At 67.0% G+C, this 20,458-nt stretch carries 20 protein-coding genes and 1 pseudogene; 9 read left to right on the forward strand and 12 right to left on the reverse strand.

Features of this window, described 5'->3' with window-relative positions; genetic code table 11:
* Positions 1-73 precede the first annotated feature (73 nt).
* Positions 74-1,357, forward strand: coding sequence for a BamB-related PQQ repeat family beta-propellar protein (locus tag G6N13_RS00180; protein WP_163694324.1), 1,284 nt, complete (start codon positions 74-76; stop codon positions 1,355-1,357).
* Here G6N13_RS00180 and G6N13_RS00185 read toward each other — a convergent pair whose 3' ends face one another.
* From G6N13_RS00185 to G6N13_RS00220, 8 genes are all read right to left on the reverse strand, one after another.
* Entirely contained in the window at positions 1,358-2,050 is a 693-nt protein-coding gene (locus tag G6N13_RS00185) for an esterase (protein ID WP_163694325.1), read from the reverse strand.
* Between the two features lie 65 nt (positions 2,051-2,115).
* On the reverse strand, positions 2,116-3,294 hold the full coding sequence (locus G6N13_RS00190; RefSeq protein WP_407663953.1) for a THUMP-like domain-containing protein: 1,179 nt from the start codon (positions 3,292-3,294) through the stop codon (positions 2,116-2,118).
* Positions 3,291-4,289 carry a class I SAM-dependent methyltransferase gene (locus tag G6N13_RS00195; protein ID WP_163694326.1) on the reverse strand — a complete coding sequence of 333 codons (999 nt, stop codon included), beginning with the start codon at positions 4,287-4,289 and terminating at the stop codon, positions 3,291-3,293. The genes G6N13_RS00190 and G6N13_RS00195 overlap by 4 nt, the downstream gene beginning before the upstream one ends.
* 10 nt (positions 4,290-4,299) lie before the next feature.
* Positions 4,300-5,013, reverse strand: coding sequence for an enoyl-CoA hydratase (locus G6N13_RS00200; RefSeq protein WP_163694327.1), 714 nt, complete (start codon positions 5,011-5,013; stop codon positions 4,300-4,302).
* Position 5,014: 1 nt separating this feature from the next.
* Entirely contained in the window at positions 5,015-5,782 is a 768-nt protein-coding gene (locus tag G6N13_RS00205) for an NUDIX hydrolase (protein WP_235678126.1), read from the reverse strand.
* 47 nt (positions 5,783-5,829) lie between these two features.
* Positions 5,830-6,687, reverse strand: coding sequence for an ABC transporter ATP-binding protein (locus tag G6N13_RS00210; protein WP_163694329.1), 858 nt, complete (start codon positions 6,685-6,687; stop codon positions 5,830-5,832).
* Positions 6,630-7,283 (reverse strand): membrane protein YczE, encoded by a 654-nt coding sequence (gene yczE / locus G6N13_RS00215; protein WP_235678127.1) that lies wholly within the window; start codon positions 7,281-7,283, stop codon positions 6,630-6,632. The genes G6N13_RS00210 and yczE overlap by 58 nt, the downstream gene beginning before the upstream one ends.
* 56 nt (positions 7,284-7,339) lie before the next feature.
* On the reverse strand, positions 7,340-7,513 hold the full coding sequence (locus G6N13_RS00220) for a hypothetical protein (RefSeq protein WP_163694266.1): 174 nt from the start codon (positions 7,511-7,513) through the stop codon (positions 7,340-7,342).
* 65 nt (positions 7,514-7,578) lie between these two features.
* On the opposite strand from G6N13_RS00220, the gene yczR reads away from it, so the two are divergent.
* Positions 7,579-9,024 (forward strand): MocR-like transcription factor YczR, encoded by a 1,446-nt coding sequence (yczR, locus tag G6N13_RS00225; protein WP_163694331.1) that lies wholly within the window; start codon positions 7,579-7,581, stop codon positions 9,022-9,024.
* A gap of 7 nt (positions 9,025-9,031) precedes the next feature.
* On the opposite strand, the gene serB is transcribed toward yczR, so the two are convergent.
* Positions 9,032-10,264 (reverse strand): phosphoserine phosphatase SerB, encoded by a 1,233-nt coding sequence (serB, locus tag G6N13_RS00230; RefSeq protein ID WP_163694332.1) that lies wholly within the window; start codon positions 10,262-10,264, stop codon positions 9,032-9,034.
* A 24-nt stretch (positions 10,265-10,288) separates the two neighbouring features.
* Positions 10,289-11,986, reverse strand: a complete 1,698-nt coding sequence (gene ctaD, locus G6N13_RS00235) for an aa3-type cytochrome oxidase subunit I (protein WP_163694333.1) — start codon at positions 11,984-11,986, stop codon at positions 10,289-10,291.
* A 212-nt stretch (positions 11,987-12,198) separates the two neighbouring features.
* Here ctaD and G6N13_RS00240 point away from each other — a divergent pair, with 212 nt between their 5' ends.
* The 3 genes from G6N13_RS00240 (at position 12,199) to G6N13_RS00250 (ending at position 14,729) form a co-directional block, all read left to right on the forward strand.
* Positions 12,199-13,254 carry an iron-siderophore ABC transporter substrate-binding protein gene (locus G6N13_RS00240; RefSeq protein WP_235677879.1) on the forward strand — a complete coding sequence of 352 codons (1,056 nt, stop codon included), beginning with the start codon at positions 12,199-12,201 and terminating at the stop codon, positions 13,252-13,254.
* Between the two features lie 17 nt (positions 13,255-13,271).
* On the forward strand, positions 13,272-13,547 hold the full coding sequence (locus tag G6N13_RS00245; RefSeq protein WP_163694334.1) for a YciI family protein: 276 nt from the start codon (positions 13,272-13,274) through the stop codon (positions 13,545-13,547).
* Positions 13,548-13,676: 129 nt separating this feature from the next.
* The gene (locus G6N13_RS00250) at positions 13,677-14,729 is read left to right on the forward strand and encodes an NAD(P)-dependent alcohol dehydrogenase (RefSeq protein WP_163694335.1); all 1,053 of its coding nucleotides are present in this window, start codon (positions 13,677-13,679) and stop codon (positions 14,727-14,729) included.
* Here G6N13_RS00250 and G6N13_RS00255 read toward each other — a convergent pair whose 3' ends face one another.
* On the reverse strand, positions 14,730-15,059 hold the full coding sequence (locus G6N13_RS00255; protein ID WP_163694336.1) for a DUF3349 domain-containing protein: 330 nt from the start codon (positions 15,057-15,059) through the stop codon (positions 14,730-14,732).
* Positions 15,060-15,480: 421 nt separating this feature from the next.
* On the opposite strand from G6N13_RS00255, the gene G6N13_RS00260 reads away from it, so the two are divergent.
* The 4 genes from G6N13_RS00260 to G6N13_RS00275 all read left to right on the forward strand — a co-directional run bounded on the left by G6N13_RS00260 (position 15,481) and on the right by G6N13_RS00275 (position 19,007).
* Positions 15,481-15,723, forward strand: coding sequence for an FAD/NAD(P)-binding protein (locus G6N13_RS00260; RefSeq protein ID WP_163694337.1), 243 nt, complete (start codon positions 15,481-15,483; stop codon positions 15,721-15,723).
* A gap of 57 nt (positions 15,724-15,780) precedes the next feature.
* Positions 15,781-16,035 (forward strand): hypothetical protein, encoded by a 255-nt coding sequence (locus tag G6N13_RS00265; RefSeq protein WP_163694338.1) that lies wholly within the window; start codon positions 15,781-15,783, stop codon positions 16,033-16,035.
* Positions 16,036-16,117: 82 nt separating this feature from the next.
* On the forward strand, positions 16,118-18,079 hold the full coding sequence (locus G6N13_RS00270) for a hypothetical protein (RefSeq protein ID WP_163694339.1): 1,962 nt from the start codon (positions 16,118-16,120) through the stop codon (positions 18,077-18,079).
* Positions 18,080-18,287: 208 nt separating this feature from the next.
* Complete coding sequence (locus tag G6N13_RS00275) at positions 18,288-19,007, forward strand: transposase (protein WP_163694340.1); 720 nt, start codon at positions 18,288-18,290, stop codon at positions 19,005-19,007.
* Positions 19,008-19,188: 181 nt separating this feature from the next.
* Here the strand turns inward: G6N13_RS00275 and G6N13_RS00280 are convergent.
* Positions 19,189-20,424: pseudogene (locus G6N13_RS00280) on the reverse strand (IS4 family transposase).
* Between the last annotated feature and the right edge of the window lie 34 nt (positions 20,425-20,458).

The following is a 20,458-nucleotide window of genomic DNA, read 5'->3' on the forward strand; positions in this document are numbered from 1 at the left end:
CGTCAGCTGCGGCGCGGGTTACCCTCGCCTGTACTGTCCGGTTCTTCGATGGCGTGATGGAAAGGTGACACGGGTGCTGCGGCGATTGCTGGTGTCGGCGTTGGCCGCGCTGGTCGCGACCGGCTTGGGCGGGTGTGGCAACACCGACTCCTGGGTTGACTCCACCGCGGCGCACGGCTGGTCTGCCCAATACGGCGACGCCGCCAACAGCAGCTACACCGCCACCGGCGGGGCGTCGGCGCTGCGGCTGATGTGGAGCCGATCAGTCAAAGGCGAGCTGGGTGCGGGTGCCGCGCTGGGCGATATCGGCTACCTCGCGGTGAACGGCCAGACGGCCGGCGGCTGCTCGCTGATGGTCTGGGAGAACGACAACAACGGCCGGCAGCGCTGGTGCATCCGGCAGGTGCTGGGCGGCGGGTTCGCCAGCCCGTTGTTCGATCAGTTCGACAATCTCTTCATCGGCCAGCCCGGGGCCATGCAGGCCTACCCGCCGACCCAGTGGATCCGCTGGCGCCGAAACGTCATCGGAATGCCTACCACCGCAAGGTTTCTCGGCGGCGGCCAACTCCTGGTAGTCACTCATCTCGGCCAGGTACTGGTGTTCGACTCGCATCGCGGCGACGTGACCGGAACCCCGCTGGATCTCGTCGAGGGGATCGACCCGACAGACTCCACCCGCGGGCTGGCCGACTGCGCCCATGCCGGGCCGCAATGCCCGGTAGCCGCACCACCGGCCTACGCCGAGAAGACCCGCACGATCGTGGTGAGCCTGTGGCAGCCGGGTGCCAAGGCGGCCACGCTCGCGGGCCTGCAGTATCACCCCGGCCAGACTCCGTTGCTCACCAAGGAGTGGACCACCGACGCCATCGCTGCCGGAGTCTTGGCCGCGCCGGTAGCGTCCGCCGATGGCACCACCGTCTACATCACCGGACGCGATCAAAAGCTGTGGGCTCTGAACACCTCTGATGGCAAGGTGAAATGGTCTGTGCCGCTGGATTTCCTGCCGCAGACACCGCCCTCGGTATCACCAGCGGGCCGTATCGTCGTGGGCGGCGGACCGAACAACCACCTCGTCGCACTCACCGACGCCGGTAACCACGCCGACATCGCGTGGCGCCGCGAGGACGTCACCCCGCTGAGCTCAACGAGCCAGGCCGGCCCGGTGGCCTACACGGTGGTCGGCAGCCCGCCGTCGGGCCTGGCGTTGCTGGTGTTCGACCCCGCTAACGGCCGCACCCTGAACAGCTATCCTCTGCCCGAGGCCGACGGCTTCCCCGTCGGGGTCTCGGTGGGTGCTGATCGCCGAGTCGTGGTGAGCACCAGCGCGGGCCAGGTGTACAGCTTCGATCCGCAGTAGCTACAGCAGCAACGGCGGTAGTGCCGACCGCGGCACCGACGACGATGTCGCACCGGCATCCGATGGCAGCAGCTCACCCTGGCTGAAGAAGAAGATCACCGCATCGTCGGTGATGGCGAAGTTCTGGTAGTGCGACGGGTCCAGTGCGTCACTGGTGGCGATGACGCCGGTGAGACCGGTCTGGCGCTCCAGATCGCGCTGCACGATGGGGAATATCGCGTTGAGGGGTTTGGCCTCCGGCGCGAAGAGCGTGTCGAAGGTGACCGGTTTTTTGTGCGCCACGTCGTAGTTGAAGGCCTTGTACCAGGTCGTCGGGTGCGCGCCTCCGATGTCCTGGAACAGCTTGAGCACCACACTCTGGGTGCCGCCGGTGGGCGGCCCGGAGGTGAATGACTGTGTGGTGACGTCCATTTCGTAGGGCATGGCACGCACCGCCGGCATCTGCGCGACGTTGGTGAACCCGTCACGGTTTTGCGTCACATAGTCCAGGACGGCCTGCTCGTCGGCGTAGTTGGTGGGGAACCGCAGATCCATCGTGTAACTGGGTGCGCTGCTGTGCACGTAGCAGATGTTGCCGGCCTCAGGCGATCCGCCGAAGGCCGCGCAGTCGGTCCGCGCGCCGGCGACCGCGATGCTGTGCTCGCCCAGCAGAACACCGGCTGCCAGCAGTGCGGTCATGGAGAGAATGCGCATTCGTCGATGGTCCTCGCGCTGTGAAGACGGCACCAGCGCCGTCGCCGCCAGCGTACCCGCGTCAATTAAGTGCCGGCAGATACTCGGCACAGGAACACAGAAGTGCGTTCGCCTGCGCCCGAGCCGATCCGGGTGATCACCAGCGACAACGGGGTGCGTCCTGTCACCCGCAGCCGCCGCCGCAACGCGTCGGGGTCGACATCGACACCGCGCACCAGGATCTCCAGCTGCCCGCAGTCGTGCTGCGAGAGCGCTTGCCGTAACACCTTTTCCCGCAGCGGCAGTTCGTCGAGCACTTCGAAACCACGGACACCCGGGGGCACGTGATCACCAGTGAGATAGGCGATGTCGGGGTCTAGCTGCCACAGTCCGTGCCGGGCGGCATAGTGCCGGACCAGCCCGGCGCGCACGATCGCGCCGTCGGGGTCGACGATCCAGCGCCCGGCGGGGCCGGCCGGACAGTCGTCGGGGTCGGCATCGGTGATGACCTCGTCACGGTCCAGGACGCAGGCCCGGCGACGCACTCCCGGCTCGGCCAACGCAGGCGACCACAGGCAGGCTTCCCGCACTGAACCACCGGCCGAGGTCACCTCGATCTCGCCGTCGAAGCCGAGGTGGCGGACGGCGTCGAAATCGATGCCCGGCGCACATTTCACCACGGTGGCCCGCCCGCGATAGGTGTCGAGCAGCCCGTCCAACGGTGGCACGTAGGCGCGCGGGTCGAAGCGGCGCCGCCCGCCGGATCGGCGGGCCGGATCGAGCAGCACCACGGCATCGCGGCTGACCGGGTGCAGCGCGTCGGCGCGGCACAACGCCACATCGGGCACGTTGTGGCGGGCCATCGCCACCCGTACCTCGTCGATATCGCTTCCGAGCACCCATGCCGCGGTCGAGCGCAGCGCGGCCAGCTCGGTGCCGATCGAGCAGGTCGCGTCGTGCACCACGGCCCCGGCCAGGCGAACAGCCCGGTGCCGGGCCACCGGTGCCGCCGTGGCCTGCTGCAGCGCATCGTCGGTGAACAGCCAGCCCGATACGTCGGCCAGCCCGGCAAGCTTGATGACTGCCTTGCGGCGCAGCAGAGTGGTCTCGATCAGGGCGGTGCCGCGTTCGGCGAACCGGTTGCGGATGGCGGCGATATCGGCCACTCGGCTGCGGTCGCTCAGCGGATACTCGGCGACCTCGGCCAGCGCCGCCACACCGGCGTCACTGGTGAGGTAGGCGACCTCGGCTCGCCCCAAGGTCAGGACGGTTTGACCCCGGTGATCATGACGTTGTAGTACCAGCCCTTGGGCACGACTCGACGCCAGACGTTGTCGTCGATCCAGCTGAGACCGATCCAGCTGGTGAACGCGAACTTCGCGTAACCCCAGCCCAGCTTGCCCGGCGGCACCGCGGCTTCGAAGGTGCGCAGCGGCCAGCCCAGCATCGCGGCCGTGAACTCTGTGGTGGACGTCGACACGTCGACGGCACCGGCACTGCGGGCCATCCGCTCGAGATCGTCGGGATCGAAGGTGTGCAGGTCGACGACCGCCTCCAGCGCCGCGGCGCGCGACGATTCGTCGAGTTCGGCCTGCGGCCGTCGCCAGCCCTCCAGGCCGGGGATCTTGGTGGCATTGGTGGCGACCCGCCAGGTCAGCGTCGACAGCGACCGGGCGTAGGTATTGCCGACGCTGGTGGGCTCGCCGGCGAAGACGAAGCGGCCACCGGGCTTGAGCACCCGGACCACCTCGCGGAGCGACTTCTCCACATCCGGGATGTGGTGCAGGACAGCATGACCGACGACCAGGTCGAACGTGTCGTCCTCGTAGGGAACGCCTTCGGCATCGGCGACCCGACCGTCGATATCCAGGCCCAGGTTCTGGCCGTTACGGGTGGCGACCTTGACCATGCCGGGCGACAGGTCGGTGACCGAGCCGCGGCGGGCCACGCCGGCCTGGATCAGGTTGAGCAGGAAGAAACCACTGCCGCAGCCCAGCTCGAGTGCCCGGTCGTAGGGCAGCTCACGCAGCTCCTCCGGCGGCACGGTCGCATCGAAGAGGTTGCGGGCGTAGTCCACGCAGCGTTTGTCATACGAGATCGACCACTTGTCGTCGTAGGACTCCGCCTCCCAGTCGTGATACAGAATCTGGGCCAGCTTGGTGTCCTTCAACGCCGCTTCCACCTGCTCCGCGGTGGCGTGGGGTGTCGGAGCGGGGTCGCCCGCGACATCAGACAGAGTGTCGGAGTCCTTCGGATTCATGCAGGGCAGCCTAACTGCTCTCGCCCGCAGCGAAGACCTCACCGTAGCGTTGCGCCTGCTCAGCGGTGTCGAGCCCGCCTTCGATCAGCGCCTTGACCCCGGCCAGCGCGCTCGGTGCGGCCTCGGCGAAGCGGCCCGCCCACACCGCGGCGGCATCGAAGACATGGTCGGGGGCCACCATCTCGTCGATCAGCCCGATCGCCAGCGCCTCTTTGGCGTCGACGAAGCGGCCACTGAACGCCAGGTCCTTCGCCCGTGCGCGCCCGACCGCACCCGCCAGTCGCGGTGCGCCACCACCGCCGGGGACCAGGCCGGCCAGGATCTCGGTGGCACCCACCTTGACGTTGTCGCCGCTGACTCGCCAGTCGGCGGCCAGCGCCAGACTCAGCCCGGCGCCCAGGGCGTAGCCGGTGATCGCCGCGACCGTCGGCTTGGGAATGGCGGCGACCGCGTCAATCGCCTCGCGGCGCAGCAGGTCGGCGGCCTCGGCTTCGGCGCGGTTCAGTGTGCGCAGTTCCGGGACGTCGTCGCCGACGGAGAAGATCTCGTGCCCGCCGAACAGGACGACCGTGATGATGTCGGCGCGCCCGGCCAGCTCGGTTGTCGCCGAGATGAGTTCCCGGTAGGTCTGCCGGGTCAGCGCGTTGGTCGGCGGCCGCGACACCAGTAGCACCCCAAGGCCCGGGTGCTGGTCGCCGACATGGATGCTGACGAACTCGCGCACGTCAGTAGCCGTCCGGCGCCCGGCGATTGCGGGCCTCGTTGTAGCGGTCACTGTTGAAGAACTCTATCTCCCAATTGCCTTCTCTGACAGCAAGATTGGGTTGAACGGCCACGATCTGACGGTCCAGGCCCAGCACCTCGCCGACGGTGCGCCCGGCCAACGAGTCCAGCTGAGTCCAGGTCGGAGGAAGGAGGAAGCTGCGGGCCTCGGCAAAATCCTCGAGCGCCGCTATCGGGCTGGTCCATGCCGCCTGCTCGGATTCGGTGTTGTGGCCGTCGGCGCGCTGGCCGTCCGGAAGTGCACCGACGAAGAAATAAGTGTCGTAGCGGCGGGTGCGCTCCTCTTCGGGAGTCACCCAGTTGGCCCACGGCCGGAGCAGGTCGGCCCGCAGCACCAGGCTTTCCCGGCGCAGGAATTCCGAGAACGACAGACTGCGGTCGACCAGGGCAGCGCGGACGCCGCCGTAGACCGACGCGTCGGCGACGATGCTGTCGGGATCACCGGCAGGGCCGGCGAACAGGACACCGGATTCCTCGAATGTTTCTCGGGCGGCGGCGCACACCAGCGCCTCGGCGAGGTCTTCGTCGATCCCGAACCGCTGCGCCCACCAGTCCGGCCCGGGGCCGTACCAGGCGATATCGGAGTTGCGGTCGCGGTCGTCGACCCCGCCACCGGGGAACACCATCACGCCGCCGGCGAACTCCATTGCGCGATGCCGGCGCATGAGAAAGACCTCGAGACTGTCCTCTGGCGTGTCCCGGATCAACATGACCGTGGCCGCCGGACGGACCGGCAGCGGTTCGGGTTTGTCGTCGCTCACAAGCGCCTCCTGTGGGCCGCACGACTTCGCACCCGCCGGGCAAAGTAACGGCCGTCAATGTTGTCCAGCGCGATCGATTGTCCGAACGCGGCGGACAAGTTCTCTGCTGTCAGCGTGTCATCCAGTAGACCAGCGGCCACCACCTGACCCTCGGACAGGATCAGAGCGTGGCTGAAGCCGGGTGGGATCTCCTCGACATGGTGGGTGACCAACACCAATGCGGGTGCGTCGGGGTCGGCGGCTAGGTCAGCGAGGCGGGCCACCAGCTCCTCCCGACCACCGAGATCCAGGCCGGCGGCGGGTTCGTCGAGCAGCAACAGCTCGGGGTCGGTCATCAGCGAGCGCGCGATGAGAACCCGCTTACGTTCACCTTCGGACAGGGTGCCGTAGGTGCGCTCAGCCAGGTGCTCGGCCCCGACGCCTTCCAGCGTGTCGACGGCCTGGGCGTAGTCGACGTTCTCGTAGGTCTCGCGCCAGCGGCCCAGTACGGCGTAACCGGCCGAGACCACCAGGTCGCGGACCACTTCGTCATCGGGCACCCGCTGTGAGAGCGCCGAGCTGCTGAGTCCGACCCGCTGGCGCAGTTCGGCCATATCGGTGCGGCCCAGTCGCTCACCGAGCACGTAGGCGGCGCCGGACGAGGGATGTTCCATGGCCGCCGCGATCCGCAGCAGCGAGGTCTTGCCCGCGCCGTTCGGGCCGATCACCACCCAGCGTTCGTCGAGTTCGACCTGCCAGGTGACGGGTCCGACCAGGACCTGCCCTCCGCGGCGCAGCGATACTCTCCGGAAGTCGATCAGCTGGTCGGGGTCGACCTCGTCGGCGGCATCGGGCACTGCACCATCGTGCCGCATTCGTCTGCGTCGGCACGGGTGGGGTCGTTGCGATTTCGGGTGTGTTCGATGATGTGCGCCCAGCCGCTGACGGCCAGGATCGGGTTTGGCGTCAGCCGCAGCACCAGTTGCACCATGGGTCCGATCCCGAACGCGTAGATGACGGTCCCGACGCCGAGGCTTCCGCCGAGCAGCCAGCCAGCCGTCAGTACCGTCGCCTCGATCGCGGTGCGCACCAGCCGCACCGAAAGACCAGTGCGGGCAACCAAACCCGTCATCAACCCGTCGCGGGGCCCGGGCCCGAGCCCCGCTCCTACATACAACACGGTGGCCACGGCGTTGAGCACCACGGCCGCCAGCATCATCGCGATGCGGGCCGGCGTCGACTCCGGGGCGGCCAGTACGGCCAATCCGGCGTCGACGGTGATCGCGATGACGATGACGTTGGCGACGGTGCCGATGCCGGGCTTGTTCCGCAGCGGGATCCACGCCAGCAGTACGACCACGCCGACGACGGCCGAGGCCACCCCGATGGTCATCGGGGTGTGCCGGGTCAGGCCCTGGTGGAACACGTCCCACGGGTCCAGTCCGAGACCGGCGCGCACCATCATGGCCATCGAGAAGCCATAGCAGGCCAGTCCGGTGAGCAGGGCGACCGCGCGCAGCGTTGTCTTCACCGGTGGTCGGAGAACCGGACGCGCAGGGCGTCCAAGTCACCGCGCAGCCGGCGGACGTCGGCGTCGACGTCGACGTCATCCCATCCGGTCGTCGTCGGATTCCACAGGCCGTGATCGGTATCGAGCAACGCGGCCAACCGGTGGGACACTCGGGAGAACCAGGTACTCATGACACCCATGGTTGCGATGGACTGGCTTGCTCATCAATAGCCAGTTGACTCATACTGGCTTGCAAATGGCGACACCAATGGCGACCAGAGCACTCGATGCGGACCTTTTGGCCCGCGAATTAGGCAACTGGCGCACCTCCAGCCGCAGTGGACCCACCTATCAAGCGCTGGCCGACGGGCTGCGGATGCTGATTGTCGACGGCCGACTGCCGGTCGGGTCGCGGCTGCCCAGCGAGCGGGTGCTGGCCGATGCACTGCGGGTCTCCCGCACCACGGTCACCTCGGCCTATACCGATCTCGGCGAGACCGGTTACCTGTATGCCCGCCGCGGCGCCCGCAGCACGGTGGCACTCCCCCACACACCCGTCGCCGTCCCGTCGGACACACCGGCCAAGATCAACCTGGCCGCTGCGGCGTTGGCTGCACCTGCCAGCGCCGTGCAGGAGGCGTTCGCCGAAGCGGCCCGCCAGTCCGCCTCCTACCTACAGCACACCGGTCATGACATGCACGGGGTGTTGGGCTTTCGTACCGCAATCGCCGAACGCTATTGCGCCAAAGGACTTCCCACCTACCCAGACCAGATCATGGTGACCAGCGGGGCGCAGCACGCGATCGCCCTGATCCTGGCAACCTACGTCCAACCCGGCGACCGGGTGCTCGTCGAGCAGCCCACCTATCACGGTGTGCTCACCGCAATCGCCACCGCCGGGGCCCGGCCGGTGCCGGTCGCGATGACCAGCGAGGGCTGGGAACTAGACGCCGTCCATGCCGCGGTGCGCCAACTGGCACCCACACTGGCATACCTGGTGCCCGACAACCACAACCCGACCGGTCTGTCGATGCCGGTGTCGGATCGAAAGCGCTTGTGCGACATCGTCTCCGAGACACGCACCCGTACGATCATTGATGAGACCCTGACCGACGTCTGGCTGGATGCGCCGGTGCCGCCGCCGGTTGCGGCATCGCTGAACTCACGCACCGATCTGCTGATCACGATCGGCTCGATGTCGAAATCGTTCTGGGGCGGGATGCGGATCGGCTGGATCCGGGCCGAGCCGAATGTGCTGGCGACCATCCGGGCGGTCCGTCCGTCCATCGATCTGGGCACGTCGGTAGTCGAACAGCTGGCTGCCGCCTGGCTTCTCACCGAACGGGCCGACGACGTGTTGCCCGAACGCCGGGACATTCTGCGGGGCAGGCGCGCGCTGCTGATCGATCTGATCGCCGAGTATCTGCCTGACTGGCGTCCGCTGCCCGGCACGGGTGGGATGTCGATGTGGGTGCAACTGCCCGCCCCGGTGAGTTCGGCGATGTGCGCGTCAGCATCGCGGCTGGGGGTCGAGTTGCCGCCGGGCCCACGCTTCGGCGTCGACGGCACCCTCGAGAGGTTTGTCCGAATTCCGTTCGCGCTGCCCGACGAGGAACTGACCGAGGCCATCGAGCTGCTCGGCCGGGCGTGGCGCAGCATTACCGGATCGGCCGCGCCCGAGACCTCGTCGGTGGTGATCTAACGCCGAGCTACTCCGGCGGGATCTCCACCCGGCGCAGCATGCCGTCGACAGCGTCGGCCGCCTCGATCTCGGCGCGCGTGATACCCAAGATGAACAACACGGTGTCCAGGTAGGGATAGCTCAGCGAGGCGTCGGCGACTTCCCGCAGCGCGGGTTTGGCGTTGAAGGCCACCCCAAGCCCGGCGGCGGCCAGCATGTCGATATCGTTGGCGCCGTCCCCGACAGCCACGGTCTGCTCCATCGGCACCCCGGCCTGGCGGGCAAAGTTACGCAGCGCCTTGGCTTTTCCGGCCCGATCGACAACCTCGCCAACGACCCGGCCGGTCAGCTTGCCATCGACGATCTCGAGCTCGTTGGCAGCCACGAAATCCAGCATCAACTCGTGCGCCAGCGGATCGATGACCTGGCGGAAACCGCCTGAGACCACGCCGCAGTGAAAACCTAAGCGGCGCAATGTCCGAATCGTGGTGCGCGCGCCCGGGGTGAGCTCGATTTGGTCGGCGACCTCGTCGACCACCTTCGCGGGCAGGCCCGCCAGCGTCGCGACCCGCCGATGCAGCGACTCGGCGAAGTCTAGCTCGCCACGCATCGCGGCTTCGGTGATGGCCGCGACAGCCTCCCCCGCGCCGGCATGTTCAGCGAGCATCTCGATGACCTCACCCTGAATCAGGGTCGAGTCGACGTCGAACACGATGAGCCGCTTGGCCCGTCGCTCCAAGCTGTAGTTCTCGACGGCGATGTCCAGGCCCTGTTCAGCGGCCACCCGGGCGAGCACGGTCTGCAGTTCACCGCTGACACCAGCGGGCACCGACACCCGCAGCTCCAAACCCGTCACCGGGTAGTCCGAGACGCCACGGATGAAGTCGATGTTGACCCCGAGTGCGGCGGCCCCGCGAGCCACGACGCCGAACGCCGCCGCGGTGATGGGCCGCCCGAGCACCACGATGGTGTGGGTCGAGGGCTCACGGATGATCGGCAGGTCGTCGCTGCGCTCGATCGTGACGTCCAGCCCCACCCGGTGGATGGCATCAGTGACGTCGTCGCGCAATTGATCGCCATCGGCCACGTCGTCGCGGCCGGACACCAGCACCCCCAGCGTCAGCCGGCCCCGGATCACCACCTGCTCGACGTTGAGCAGGTCCACCTCATGGCGGGCCAGCACCTCGAAGAGCGCTGAGGTAACCCCGGGCTGGTCGACACCGGTGACGGTGATCAGCACCGACACCTTGGACATGGTCATACCGGAAAAGTTGCGTATCCCGCGTTAGGTACGGACGTGCTCGTCATCACGTCGCGTCACGTCGCCGTCATCGGGACCGTGCGCACGACCGACGTGAGCCTCCGCGCGCATCCGTTCGATCATGTGCGGGTAGTGCAGCTCGAATGCAGGCCGCTCCGAACGGATCCGGGGCAGCTCGGTGAAGTTGTGCCGCGGCGGCGGGCACGAGGTGGCCCACTCCAGCGAGTTGCCGTAGCCCCACGGATCGTCGACGGTGACGACCTCGCCGTAGCGCCAGCTCTTGAAGACGTTCCAGACGAACGGCAGCACCGACACGCCGAGGATGAACGCGCCGACGGTCGACACGATGTTCAGCGTCTCGAAGCCGTCCGAGGGCAGGTAGTCGGCGTAGCGGCGCGGCATGCCCTCGTCACCTAGCCAGTGCTGCACCAGGAACGTGGTGTGGAAGCCGATGAAGGTCAGCCAGAAGTGCAGCTTGCCGAGGCGCTCGTCGAGCAGGCGGCCGGTCATCTTCGGGAACCAGAAGTAGATACCGGCGTAGGTCGCGAACACGATGGTGCCGAAGAGCACGTAGTGGAAGTGCGCGATCACGAAGTAGCTGTCGCTGACGTGGAAGTCGATCGGCGGGCTCGCCAGCAGCACGCCGGACAGACCACCGAGCAGGAACGTCACCAGGAAGCCGATGGAGAACAGCATCGGCGTCTCGAACGTCAGCTGGCCCTTCCACATCGTGCCGATCCAGTTGAAGAACTTGATGCCGGTGGGCACCGCGATCAGGAACGTCATGAAGCTGAAGAACGGCAGCAACACCGCACCCGTGACATACATGTGGTGCGCCCACACCGCCACCGACAGCGCCGCGATGCTGATCGTGGCGTAGATCAGGGTGGTGTAGCCGAAGATCGGCTTCCGGGAGAACACCGGGAAGATCTCCGAGACGATGCCGAAGAACGGCAGCGCGATGATGTACACCTCGGGGTGCCCGAAGAACCAGAACAAGTGCTGGAAGAGCATGGTTCCGCCGTTGGCGGGGTCATAGATGTGCGCGCCGAGGTGACGGTCAGCTGCCAGGCCGAACAGTGCGGCGGTCAGCAGCGGGAAGGCCACCAGCACCAGGATCGACGTGACGAAGATGTTCCAGGTGAAGATCGGCATCCGGAACATCGTCATCCCGGGGGCACGCATGCAGACCACCGTGGTGATCATGTTGACGGCACCGAGGATGGTGCCCAGACCACCGACGGCCAGACCGAGGATCCACAGGTCACCACCCGCGCCCGGGCTGTGCATCGCGTCCGAGAGCGGGGTGTAGGCCGTCCAGCCGAAGTCGGCCGCACCACCGGGGGTGATAAAGCCGGCCAGCGCGATCATCGCACCGAAGACGAACAGCCAGAACGACAGCGCGTTCAGCCGGGGGAAGGCGACGTCGGGGGCACCGATCTGCAGCGGCAGCACCAAGTTGGCGAACCCGAACACGATCGGCGTCGCGTAGAACAACAACATCGCCGTGCCATGCATGGTGAACAGCTGGTTGTACTGCTCGTTCGACAGGAACTGCAGACCAGGCACAGCCAGCTCAGCGCGGATGAACAACGCCATCAAGCCGCCGAGGAAGAAGAAGATGAAGCAGGCGACGCAATACATAATGCCGATCAACTTGTGATCGGTCGTGGTCACCAACTTATAGATCAGATTGCCCTTGGGGCCCATCCGTGCAGGCATGGGCCGAGTGGCCTCGAGTTGTCCCCGCGAAGGCACTACGGCAGTCAACGGTCCTCCAAAATCTCATCAGCGCACCCGAGCACGTGTACCTGATCCTAGCCGCCCAACGCCGCCGATGGGCTGTGGGTCCTACATTCTGTCGTATTCGATTCCGCGACGCCCTGCCGTGCAGCTCAGGGGACCTGCGGCGGCCAGATGTTACGGTCGGCGGCGTGCTGATCGGCGGTAGGCGCTCGGGTGTCGTGATGGCGGCTGGCGCGATGCTCACAGCGGTCGTGATGACGATCACCAGCGGATGCTCAGGCTCAGCCGAAAAACCGGCACCGATTCCCGCGGGCAGTCTCGTCACCAGCACCACCAAGATCGCGGGTGCCGGCGTGCTGGGCAATCAGCGCCGGCCCGACGAGTCGTGTGCGCCCGAGGCGGCCCGCCTCGACCCGGGCGGACCCGACCCGCAGCGGATCGTGGTGCTGGCCGGCGACGAGCTCGACGCGCTGTGCGCACTCGGGCTGCAGTCGCGGATCGTGGCCGCCGCCCTGCCCGACGGATCGGCCAGCCAGCCGTCGTACCTGGGCACCGCCATCCACAACGTGCCCGGCGCCGGAACCCGCAGCGCCCCCGATCTGGCCGCGATCGCCGCCGCCAAACCCGACCTCATCCTCGGCTCGCAGGCGTTGACACCGCAGGCCTATCCAGCGCTGGCGGCCATCGCCCCGACGGTGTTCACCGACGCACCCGGCGCCAAGTGGCAGGACAATCTGCGCACCACCGGTGCGGCGACCGGACGCGCTGACGCCGCCGGCGATCTGGTCAGCGATTTCACCGAGCAGGCACGGCAGAAGGGCATCGCCAACGACGCCCCGCACTTCCAGGCCTCGATCGTCCAGTTCACCGACACCACGATGCGGGTGTACGGGGCCGAGAATTTCCCGGCCTCGGTGTTCGCCGCCGTCGGCGTGGATCGTCCTGCCGCACAACGGTTTACCGACAAGCCGTACGTCGAGATCGGAATCTCCGATACCGACCTAGACCGCTCGCCGGACCTCTCCCCCGCCGACGGCGACATCGTGTACCTGTCGTTCGCGTCGCCGGCGGCCAAGGACCGCGCACCGGTCGTCCTGGACAGTCCGGCGTGGCGCACGCTGTCGGCCAATCGCGACAACCGGGTGTTCGTCGTCAACAACGAGGTGTGGCAGACCGGTCAGGGCATTGTCGCCGCGCGTGGCATTCTCGACGACCTGCGCTGGCTCAACGCCCCGATCAATTAGCGGTAATCTTCGTCACTGTGTTCCATGTGTTGACAATCTCCTATGAGAAGCCGCTCGATATCGTCGACCAGACCCGGCCCGCCCATCTGGCCTTCCTGAACGACGAGGTCGCCGCGGGGCGTCTGCTGCTGGCCGGCCGTCTACATGACGGTTCCGGCGGCGTCCTGATCACCGCGGATATCAGTATCGAGGACGCCCAGAGCATCATCGACCGCGACCCGTACACGCTGGCCGCAGTAGCCAGCTATTCGCGAGCGTCCTTCAACGGCGGGATTCGCGCAGCCGGGTTATAAATCTTCACAAGCGGGATTAGGCACCCGCCGCACTGGGTTATTCCTCTTGGTCGCAGCGTCGCGACACCTTTTATGACCGAAACGCTGAATCAATCAGTGCTGCCTAAGACATCAATTCAAGGACTACCAATGAGCACAGTTACCGCTTACGCCGCCACCTCCGCGACAGATCCCCTGACCAAGACCACCATCACCCGGCGCGACGTCGGTGCGCACGACGTCAAGCTCGACATCCACTTCGCCGGCATCTGTCACTCCGATATCCACACCGTGCGCGGTGAGTGGGGTGACGTGAAGTACCCGATGGTCCCCGGTCACGAGATTGCCGGTGTCGTAACCGAAGTCGGACCCGAGGTCACCAAATACCAAGTGGGCGATCGCGTTGGCGTTGGCTGCTTCGTCGATTCCTGCCGCGAGTGCGCCAACTGCAAAGCCGGCGTCGAGCAGTACTGCACCAACCCGGGAATGGTGGGCACCTACAACGGCACCGGCCGCGACGGTGAGCCGACGCAGGGCGGCTACAGCGGCGCGATCGTCGTCGACGAGAACTACGTGCTGCGGATTCCGGACAGCATCGCGCTGGATGCCGCGGCCCCCCTGCTGTGCGCCGGCATCACCCTGTATTCACCCCTGCGGCACTGGAATGCCGGCCCGGACAAGAAGATTGCGGTCATCGGCCTCGGTGGCCTGGGCCACGTGGGTGTCAAACTCGCCAAGGCGATGGGCGCGCACGTCACCGTGCTGAGCCAGTCACTGAAGAAGATGGAAGACGGTCTGCGCCTGGGTGCCGAGGAGTATTACGCGACCAGCGACCCGGAGACATTCACGAAGCTGGCTGGGACCTTCGACGTGATCCTGAACACCGTCTCGGCCAATCTCGACCTGGGTTCCTACCTGAAACTGCTGGCCCTGGACGGCACGCTGGTCGAGCTCGGCATGCCCGAGAACGCGATGGAGGTGCCGCCCGCTGCCCTGATCTTCGGACGCCACAGCCTGTCAGGCTCGCTGATCGGCGGCATCGCCGAAACCCAGGAGATGCTCGACTTCTGCGCCGAGCACGGCGTGACCCCGGAGATCGAGGTCATCGAGCCCGACTACATCAACGAGGCCTACGAGCGGGTGCTGGCCAGCGACGTGCGGTACCGCTTCGTCATCGATACCGAGTCGCTGCGCGGCGAGTGACTACTCGCTGACCGCTTCCTCGGTCACGCCGGTCAGCGGCCACCCGGCCGCGGCCAGCGTGGCCGCCACGCGCTTGACGTTCTCCGGGCCCGCGTCATGGTGACTGACGTCCTTGATGAACTCGGCGATCTCGTCCTCGCTGATCCCGCCCTCCAGCGCGGGTGAGTCCTTCGCGGTGAGGTGGGCGACCACCTCTTTGACCTGATCCTCGGTCAGCGGGGTGGAGCGGAGCAGTGCTAGCAGCGGGACCCGGTCAGGGCCAGGAACGCCGTTGGGGTAGCCGGCCCGGAGCCAGGTGAGAATCGACTGGAGAAGCGACGTAGCGGACACGCCGCTCAGTCTCTCGGTTGCGTCGGGGTTACGCCACCACCGGTGGCATAGTTCGCCGCCGATTCACGCCGCGTTCACCGTTCGTCGGGGCACCTGGCGAGGAATTCGACGACGGCCTCGGCGAAGACATCGTTGCGGTCACCGGCGACCATGCGCAGACCGTCGAGATCGGCGGGCTGCCACGACCACTATTTCTCGACCTTCGGGCGTCGGGGTCGCTACGGGCGACGCCGCACGCATGTCGCTCGTTCTCGTGGTGTCGGTGGCACTGTTGATTTCGCTGGCGACATACCGCAGCCAGGGGCGATTCACCCATTTCCGGGCGCCCTGTGACATCCGAGGATTCCGATCCCCATCCACCTCGGACAGCTAGCATCCCTGCGTGATGCGGTTCACGGTCGTAGGTGGTGGAGCTGCGGGTGTGCTCGCGGCTATCCATCTCCGTCGTCACGACCCGAGCGCACAGATCACGCTGATCGACGCGTCCGGCCGCCCCGGCACGGGTGCGGCCTACGGTACGAGCGATCCAGCCCACTTGCTGAACGTTCCGGCGCCGCGCATGTCCGCATGGCCCGACGACCCCGACCACTTCTGCCGATGGTTGAACGAACACGCCGTCTCGACGTTCGAAGGGTTCGCGCCGCGTCTCGCGTACGGCCGCTAGCTGCAAGAACAACTCGCCGCCGCCGAGGTACGGATCGAAACCGCCGAGGTGGTCGGATTGGCACCGGGCGCGCCGGCGCAGGTGAAGCTCAGCGACGGGCGCTCGGTGTCGACAGACACCGTCGTGCTCGCGTCGGGGCGCCCCGATGGCGGCATGCCCGATTCACTGGAACGGGCATTCGCGCCGGTGCTGGCCGCCGACACCGACGGCAAGGTGGTGGTGGATCCATGGGCGCCCGGGGCGCTGGCCGCGTTGGGAGCACGACGCCCGTCCAACGTCATGGTGGATCGGCTCGGGACTCACCGGCATTGACGTCGCTCTGCATCTCATCGCGCGCGGTGCCACGATCACGTTGATCTCGCGGCACGGCGCTCTCCCGCACCGGTTCCGCAACATGGGTGCCCCCTGCGAGGTACCGCACCTCGATGCGCTCGGTTCCGACATCTCCCTGGAAAACGTGCGCGCCGCGCTGGCCGCGGACCTGGCCGATGCACGCGAGGCCGGCCTGAACTGGCGCCAGGTGATCGACGCGATACGGCCGCGGACATCGCGGCTGTGGCGATCGCTGGGATGGGAAGACCAACGCCGATTCCTACGAGAAGACTTACGGCAGTGGGAAATCCTGCGTCACCGCATGCCGCCTACGGTTGCCGACGCGATAGACGCCGCCATCGGCGGTGGCCAATTGACCGTGGTGGCCGGCGAGGTAGCCGACGTGTCGCTGCGCGGTGACGGCGTCGACTTGCTGCTCACCACCACCGACGAGTCGGTCCACAAACACGGTGACGCGGTGGTCGTGGCCACGGGCACCGCGTGGGACCGGCGATCGTTGCAGCGCTCCCCACTGTGGACGAACCTGTTGGCCTCGGGCGTGGCATCCGTGCATCCGTGCGGCATCGGCGTTCGACTCGACGCGGACGGACGCCTCATCGACGACACCGGTGCGACGGTCCCGGGCATCGTCTGCCTCGGTTCGATCCGGCAGGGTGAGGAGTGGGAGACCACCGCGATCCCCGAAATCCGCGCGCAAGCCGCCGCCGTCGCCAAGCTGATCGCTGACGACACCTTCGACCGTCCGGCGCGTGGACCCGGCATCATCGGGGCACCGGCGCCGGTGTTGACCGGTGCGCCTGCGTCCTACGCCGAGGGCGTGCGTCGCCTGCTCGCCGTCCAGGACGGCGCGTCGGTCTCGTTCGCCACCGCCGTCGCCGAGGATCCGCATCAGGCGCGTGCGCACGTCGCGCTGGCCATGATCGCCACCGAGCGACCGGACCGCGCGGGTGGCCGCGATGCGGTTGCCGGGCATCTGGCGCGGGCGCGGGCCGCACTCGCCCATGGCTCCGCCGAGGACCGCAGCCACGTCGAGGCGATCGCGACGTGGTGCGAGGAGGGCAATGCCGCGGGCACTGTAGCCCTGATCGAACATCTCGACCGCGTGCCGGATGACGCGGTCGCATTGCTTGTGCTGGCCCCGTCGATCGCGTTCGCCGGGGCCGGCGATGCGTTGCCGGACACGTGGCAGTACGTCGAGCAGTTCACTGGTGTACACGGCGAGGCGCCGTGGTATCTGGGCTTGCGCGCGTACGGCCGCACCGAACAAGGACTCTGGTATGACGCGGCCGATCTGGCTGACGCCGCACTCGAACTCGATCCGGGCAATGGCAATGCGGCGCATGCACTTTCACACGTCCACTACGAAACCGACGCGCACGGAGCCGGATTGAAGTGGCTGACGGACTGGATCCCCAGCGACGGCAGCACGCAGCGCTACCTCCCCCATTTCCAGTGGCATGCGGCGCTGCACGAGCTGGCGATGGGCGACGCCGCCGCGGCCGCGCGTCGGTACGCCACGTTCCTCGCGCCGCCTCAGTCGCGGGATGTGCGCTGTCTGGTCGACGCCGGTTCGCTGGCCTGGCGGGCGCGCCTGCACCCGGATTGGGTGACCCCACCGGATCCGATGCCAGTGCTCGCCGAGGCCGGCTCGCTTGCGTATTCACCTCAAACGCCGTTCATCGCGTTCCACGCACTGCTGGTACTGGCTGCCGCGAATGATCCCGCGGCTATCCGCGCCATCAAGGTTCCCGGCGCGTCCGAAGAACAGGCCAACACGCTGCGTTTCATCGGCGAGGGCCTGATCGCGCTGACCGAAGGCGAACCGCGCGCCGCGCTCGACTACCTCCTGGAGTCGCTTCCCGGACTCCCCTCGATCGGCGGCAGTCGGGTACAGCAGGAAGTGATCCTCGAAACAGCCTTGGCCGCAATGCTTCAGCTCGGTGCACCGGGTCAAGCAGGTCGCTTGCTGTCGCGGCATCGGGCTACACGCGCGCCCCAAGTCACCCGCGGCGCGGTGAACTGACGCGCCGGCCGACGGCCGACGGCCGACTTGCGACTGCAGCCGTCGGGGCAAGACGCATTAATTGACGCATGCGCAAACATTGCATTTCAACCCACGCCCGGCGGGCGCAGGAAGCGTGCCATTCCTGGCAAATTACGGTGTGAGCTTCCCCAGTTTGAGTGGACACCTGAGATAGCGGGGCCGAGGGTCCTGCTGGAAGGATGTCGGGATGTCTCGAACTCGTCGGTCGTTTACACCGGAGTTCAAAGTGGAGGCTGCTCGGCGGGTGATTGATGGTGGCCGATCGGTCACTGAGGTTGCCCGGGAGTTGAACGTTCATGAGAATCTGTTACGTAAATGGGTTGTAGCTGAACGGGTTCGGGCCGGTGCCGCTCTCGACGCGCGCGAGCTACCGCCGGACGGGGACCGGTCGGCGGTCGAGCACGCGGAGTTGGTGCGGTTACGTGCTGAGCTTGCCGAAAAGGACCGTGATATTGCGTTCCTGAAAAAAAGTATCGGCGTACTTTGCGGCACAGCAACACCGGTGAGTCGTTTCGAGCTCATCGCCGCGGAGTGCGCCGACCACGACATCTCGAAACTCACCGAGCTGCTGGGTGTTTCGCGGTCCGGTTTCTACGCGTGGGCGGCACGGCAATGCCGGGTCGAGCTGTCTGCGCACCAGCAGTGGCGCCGGGATCTGGAGGTGAAGATCCTGTCCCATTGGAAGGCCTCACGCCGCACGTACGGGTCGCCGCGGATCACTGCCGATCTGCATGCCGAAGGCGTCACCGTCTCGGAGAACACCGTCGCCAAGGTGATGGCCGAGATGGGCGTCGAAGGCATCAGCCCGCGCACGTTCAAGGTCAAGACCACCGTTGTCGATCCGACCGCATCGTTCCCGCCGGACCGGGTCGGCCGGGTCTTTGACCCAATGCCGTTAACTTTGTAGGCGGGTGAGTCGGATGTCGGGTGGCCCTCGGTGTCTGATGTTTTTGTGGTCCAGGGTTTTTCGCGGAAACTTTGTGCCGCTGGCTCGTTTGGTGACGCGGGGGTAGGTGCGGTGCCGTCTGGCCGGGTTGGGTCGCTGGAGGATCTCGGCGACGGCGTGACGCAGGCTGGTGGCGAGTCGGTTAGGGGGAAAAACCCGCCTGCCCGGTGACGTGGCGGCGGACGATGCGCAGGGTGCGGATGAACGACATCCGTAGCGGGTCGAGTCCGTCGGGGTTGGTGGCCTCATACATCAGCGCGCGGATCGCGTAGTGGGTCAACAACAGCGCCCAGATCTCTTGGCGCACCATCTCGGGCTGTGCGAGCGCAGGACCCGGTAGCTGCCGCGTTGGCGGGTTTCGATCTCGGCGAGGCTGGATTCGAATTCCCAGCGTTGGTGATAGACCGCGGCGAGCTCGGTGGCGGAGGCTAGCTCCGGATCGAGGATGGTGGTGATCAGCCGGATGGGCGATCCGCTGTGGGTCTCGCGGTTGGTGATGTCGTACTCGATGACGCGCACCATGGGGCCTCGAGGGACGGCGTGCAGGCCGCGGGCCTCGTGGCGTCGCAGGCGTTGACGTTCGATGGTGGTCAGCAGCACGCTCAGATACGAGCCGTCAGCCAGGTCGGTGACTACGTGCAATTTCAGTGCTGACTGCACCCGCCACAGCAATTCGGCGCCGGTCGCAGTGGCCTCCTGCCAGAATTCGCGGCTGTAGAACCCGCGGTCGGCAAGCACGAGCATCCCGGGTTCGACACTGGCCAGCAAGGGGCGCGAGTTCACGCTCGTCGACGAGGACGCCACCGAGGTGGGCGTCGATCACCGCGTGGGTGCCGCATTCGCCCAGTCCGAGCACCTTGACCTTCGGGTAGGGGGCGTCCAGGCCCTGGCTGACACCGCGACCGAAGGCGTCTTCGTTGTCGGCGGTGTCGGGAACGTCGAGTTGGACGCCGTCGATGGCCATCACCCGCAGATCCCCCAGCCACGCGCCCGGCGTGCCTGCCCCGGCCAGCGGCCGGGCGACCCGCGCGAGCTCGCGGATCGGTTCGGCACCCAGCCGGGCCCGGGCTTGGCACAGCGCTGAGGAGGTGGGCAGCTGCCAGTCCTCGTCCCAGGACCGCAGAAACCGCAACCCGTCGACGAGTTTGCGCATTACCTCTTCGTAGGCGTCGTCGAAGAACAACGTCATAGCCAGCACGAAGTAGGCGACCACCCGGGCCGGCAGCAGCCGACGGCCGTTCGGTGCGGCCGGTGTCGGCGAGCACCTCGTCGACGAGATCGCGGTGCACCAGCCTGGTCAGCACACCAAGCCGATCCGGTCGGTCAACCGGTCCCTACGACCGCTTTCACCACCGGCACCCTCGTCGACCACACGAATAAGTGTGATGCGTAATCCTTTGCAGCGCAATACT

The sequence above is a fragment of the Mycolicibacterium sarraceniae genome (assembly GCF_010731875.1).
GTDB classification, from domain to species: Bacteria; Actinomycetota; Actinomycetes; order Mycobacteriales; family Mycobacteriaceae; genus Mycobacterium; species Mycobacterium sarraceniae.

Excerpts from the sequence above, each read along its gene's own strand:
- G6N13_RS00185 (WP_163694325.1), bottom strand. The coding sequence starts at position 2,050 with ATGCGCATTCTCTCCATGACCGCACTGCTGGCAGCCGGTGTTCTGCTG.
- G6N13_RS00195 (WP_163694326.1), bottom strand. The coding sequence starts at position 4,289 with ATGAATCCGAAGGACTCCGACACTCTGTCTGATGTCGCGGGCGACCCC.
- G6N13_RS00205 (WP_235678126.1), bottom strand. The coding sequence starts at position 5,782 with ATGTTGATCCGGGACACGCCAGAGGACAGTCTCGAGGTCTTTCTCATG.
- G6N13_RS00210 (WP_163694329.1), bottom strand. The coding sequence starts at position 6,687 with ATGCGGCACGATGGTGCAGTGCCCGATGCCGCCGACGAGGTCGACCCC.
- yczE (WP_235678127.1), bottom strand. The coding sequence starts at position 7,283 with ATGGCCATGATGGTGCGCGCCGGTCTCGGACTGGACCCGTGGGACGTG.
- G6N13_RS00220 (WP_163694266.1), bottom strand. The coding sequence starts at position 7,513 with ATGAGTACCTGGTTCTCCCGAGTGTCCCACCGGTTGGCCGCGTTGCTC.
- yczR (WP_163694331.1), top strand. The coding sequence starts at position 7,579 with ATGGCGACACCAATGGCGACCAGAGCACTCGATGCGGACCTTTTGGCC.
- serB (WP_163694332.1), bottom strand. The coding sequence starts at position 10,264 with ATGACCATGTCCAAGGTGTCGGTGCTGATCACCGTCACCGGTGTCGAC.
- ctaD (WP_163694333.1), bottom strand. The coding sequence starts at position 11,986 with ATGCCTGCACGGATGGGCCCCAAGGGCAATCTGATCTATAAGTTGGTG.
- G6N13_RS00250 (WP_163694335.1), top strand. The coding sequence starts at position 13,677 with ATGAGCACAGTTACCGCTTACGCCGCCACCTCCGCGACAGATCCCCTG.
- G6N13_RS00270 (WP_163694339.1), top strand. The coding sequence starts at position 16,118 with ATGGGTGCCCCCTGCGAGGTACCGCACCTCGATGCGCTCGGTTCCGAC.
- G6N13_RS00275 (WP_163694340.1), top strand. The coding sequence starts at position 18,288 with ATGTCTCGAACTCGTCGGTCGTTTACACCGGAGTTCAAAGTGGAGGCT.